General features: G+C 74.9%; 3 protein-coding genes. 1 reads left to right on the top strand and 2 read right to left on the bottom strand.

Annotated features, from left to right (window positions below):
• Window positions 1-701 (bottom strand): CHASE2 domain-containing protein (locus tag AC1DXV_RS32600; protein ID WP_477937628.1); only part of this gene is annotated, 701 nt, incomplete at its 3' end.
• A gap of 24 nt (window positions 702-725) precedes the next feature.
• Window positions 726-2,411, bottom strand: coding sequence for a FecR family protein (locus tag AC1DXV_RS32595; RefSeq protein WP_477937626.1), 1,686 nt, complete (start codon window positions 2,409-2,411; stop codon window positions 726-728).
• A gap of 108 nt (window positions 2,412-2,519) precedes the next feature.
• Between AC1DXV_RS32595 and AC1DXV_RS32590 the strand changes: the two genes are divergently transcribed.
• Window positions 2,520-3,687 (top strand): 2,4-dienoyl-CoA reductase FMN-binding domain-containing protein (locus tag AC1DXV_RS32590; protein ID WP_477937624.1); only part of this gene is annotated, 1,168 nt, incomplete at its 3' end.

The following is a 3,687-nucleotide window of genomic DNA, read 5'->3' as shown; positions in this document are numbered from 1 at the left end:
GGCCAGTGGTGCGTGCCCGCACGCGCCTGGCCGTCGGCGCAGGCCAGGGCGGGGGGCGCGATGCCGTCGCCCGCCAGCAGCGAGGCCAGCGCGAGGGTCGGCACGCCCAGCGCCGTGGAGGCGTGCCACAGCGACAGCGCGCGCCACTGGCCGTCGTCGTCGGTCGGCGTCGACACCATGCCGAGCACCGGTGAAGCGGCCAGCAGCGTGGCGGACGGCAGCTGCAGCCCCGGCCAGGCCTGTGCGCCGCAACCGCCCGGGCCGGGCTGCGGCGGCAGCGATTCGCTGTCGCCGGGCGGCAGCGGCACCACGCTGACCGCCAGCACGATGCGGCCCGGGTGGCGCGCCAGCGTGGCGGCGAGCGCGGCATCGCCGTCGCGCGGATCGGCCAGCACCAGGTCGATCGCGACGCTGCGCGCGCCGATGTCCAGCAGGTAGTCGGTGACCAGTGCCAGCAGCGTGCGGTCCGGCGGCCAGCCGCCGAACTGCGGGCGCAGCGCCGCGACCGAGGCCTCGTCGATGTCGACCACCAGCACGCCGGGCGCGCCGTCGCGCGCTGCCAGCGCGCGCGCCTGCAGGTCGTGCCAGGCGGTCTGCGCGGCCGCGAGCACGCYGCAGACGGCGATCAACGCGGCCAGCAGCACGCTCGCCGCCAGCGCGAGGATCACCGCGCGGCGGCCGGTCGGCGCAGGCCCTCTCACAGCGTGGCCCTCACGATGCGGCCCTCACAGCAACAGCAGCACCGCGGCGCCTGGCAGCAGCCACCACCACAGGCTGCGCGGCACGTCGAACTGCTGGGTCGCGCCCCACGCGCCGGTGAAGCCGTCGGCCTGCTGCGTGCGCACGCGCAGGTAATAGCGACCGGGCGCGGGGCGCGGCAGCACCAGCTCGGGCAGGTTCTCGCGCCGCTCCAGCACCAGCTGCGTGAACGCGGGGTCGGTCGCGACCTGCACGTCGTAGGTGTCGTCGCTGCTGCGGGCGCGCCAGCGGAACACCAGGCGCTCGCCCTCGTCGCGCGGCGGCGCGAGCGCCACCGGCGGCGGCGTCTCGCGCAGCTCGAAGCTGCTGGCATCGCTGAACGGGCCGTGGTCGTCGCCGGCCGCGATGCTCGCGATGCGCCAGTGGTAGCGGCCGGGCGGCAGCGCGAGGCCGAGGCGTTCGCCGCCCACGTCGTTGCGGTCGATGCGGACGGTCTCGAAGCGCGCATCGTCGGCCACCTGCAGGTGGTAGCGCTGCGCGGCGGCGGCTTTCGTCCAGCTGAACTCGACCCGCTCGCCGTAGGCCTGCCCCTCGTCGCGCGGCTGGGTCGTGAACGGCGGCTCCGGGCGTGCCTTCAGCGTGAACGCGAGCCGCGAATCGCGGCCCTCCAGGCCCTGCGGGTCGCGGGCACGCACCAGCAGCAGGAAGCGCCCGTCGGGCAGGTCGGCCCATTGCGCGGCGGGTTCGGTGAACTCGCCGTCGAGCAGGCGCTGGTTCAGCGCTTCGTCGGCGAACACCTGGGCGCGGTAGCCGGCCGCACCGGGCAGCGCGGGCCACGAGAAGCGCAGCGGCACGCGCTCGTAGCGCGTCGGCAGCGTCGACAGGCCCGGGGCCGGCGGCAGCGGCCGCACCGCCGAGACGCCGACGCCACCGGCCACCATGCCGAAGCCGTCGCCGATGGTCGCCACCGGCTTGCGGCCGACGCTCGCCGCGACGCGCCCTTCGGTGACTTCGGCCGCCGTGCTGCCGGCGGCGGTGCGCACGCGGAACTCGGTGCCGCGCACCCCCAGCGTCAGCACCGGCGTGCGGATGTCGTAGGCCGATCCGGGCGTGCGCCGTGGGTTGACGCGCGATTCCGCCTCGCCCTGCTCGAGCGAGAGCTGCGAGCGCGTGACGCCGCTGTGGCCGAACACCAGCAGCGAGTCCATGCGCAGCAGCGAGCCGCCGGAGACCAGCACGCGGGTCGAGTCGACCAGGCGCAGCGTCAGGTTCGCGTCGGCCTCGGTGCGCAGCAGGTCGCCCGGCTGCAGCGTGTCGCCGACCACCAGCGCGATGCGCTCGCCGGCGCGCTCGCGCTGGGCGCCGCCCGCGAGGAAGGCGACGCTCGCGACCGTCGCCTCGGCACGCAGCCAGGCCACGGGCAGGCGCAGCTGGCGGCCCGGTTCGAGCCGCTTCGGGTCGGCGACGCGGTTCAGGCGCTGCAGCCGCTGCCAGCCGCTGCCGGGGGCGAGGTAGCTGTTGGCGATGCTGTAGAGGGTGTCGCCGGGGACGACGCGGTAGTGCCAATCGGTGGCCGGCGCCGGCGCGGAGGTGGCAGCGGCAGCAGGCGCCACGTCGGCGGCCAGCGCAGCGGCGCAGGCGGTGGCCCAGGCGAGCGCCGCAAAGGCACCCCATGCACTGCGCATTGCATTGCCGGCGGGCGAACGAGACATCGTGCCTCCCCTCTGACCCGATGCAACCCGGCGCGTCTATGCGGCCAAGCCCTGACCCGGCCCAGAGCGCGGAAAGATAGCATGGGCCGACCGCTTCGTGCCCTCCCGATGACCCCCTATCCTGCACCGTATCCCCACCTGCTCGACCCGCTCGACCTCGGCTTCGTCACGCTGCGCAACCGCGTGCTGATGGGCAGCATGCACACCGGCCTGGAGGACGGCCGCAAGCACTTCCCGGCGATGGCCGCGTTCTTCGCCGAGCGCGCGCGCGGCGGCGTCGGGCTGATGGTGACCGGCGGCTTCGCGCCGAACATCGCCGGCTGGACCAAGCCGTTCGCCGGCATGCTGGCCAGCAGCGGGGCGGCGCGCCGCCACCGCGAGGTGACCGGCGCCGTGCATGCCGAGGGCGGGCGCATCGCGCTGCAGATCCTGCACACCGGGCGCTACGGCTACCACCCGTTCTGCGTCGCGCCGTCGCGCATCCCCTCGCCGATCTCGCCGTTCACGCCGCGCGAGCTGTCGGTGCGCGGCATCGAGCGGCAGATCCGCGCCTTCGTGCGCTGCGCGCTGCTGGCGCGCGAGGCCGGCTACGACGGTGTCGAGATCATGGGCAGCGAGGGCTACCTGATCAACCAGTTCCTGGTGACGCACACCAACCAGCGGCGCGACGATTGGGGCGGCTCGTACGAGAACCGCATGCGGCTGCCGGTGGAGATCGTGCGCCGCGTGCGCGAGGCGGTCGGGCCCGATTTCATCCTGATCTACCGGCTGTCGATGATCGACCTGATCCCCGACGGCAGCAGCTGGCCCGAGGTGGTCGCGCTCGCGAAGGCGGTCGCGCAGGCCGGCGCGACGATCCTGAACACCGGCATCGGCTGGCACGAGGCGCGCGTGCCGACCATCGCCACCAGCGTGCCGCGCGGCGCGTTCGCATCGGTCACGCAGACGATGCGCCGCGAGCTGCGCGCCGCCGGCCTGACGATCCCGCTGGTCACCAGCAACCGCATCAACACGCCCGAGGTCGCCGAGCAGCTGCTGGCCGACGGCTGTGCCGACCTGGTGAGCCTGGCGCGCCCGCTGCTGGCCGACCCGGCCTTCGTCAACAAGGCCGCGGCCGGGCGGCCGCAGGCCATCAACACCTGCATCGCCTGCAACCAGGCCTGCCTCGACCATGCGTTCAAGGCGCAGCTCGCGACCTGCCTCGTCAACCCGCACGCGGCGCGCGAGACGGTGCTGGTGCAGCGGCCGGCGCGGCAGCGGCGCCGCGTCGCGGTGG

The sequence above is a fragment of the Rhizobacter sp. P3_C12 genome (assembly GCF_056402735.1).
Note: the sequence above shows the minus strand (reverse complement) of the source record. Positions and strands in the feature narration are given on the sequence as shown.

What these genes read in the sequence shown, in the direction of transcription:
- AC1DXV_RS32595 (WP_477937626.1), bottom strand. Translation starts at nt 2,411, where the DNA reads ATGTCTCGTTCGCCCGCCGGCAATGCAATGCGCAGTGCATGGGGTGCC.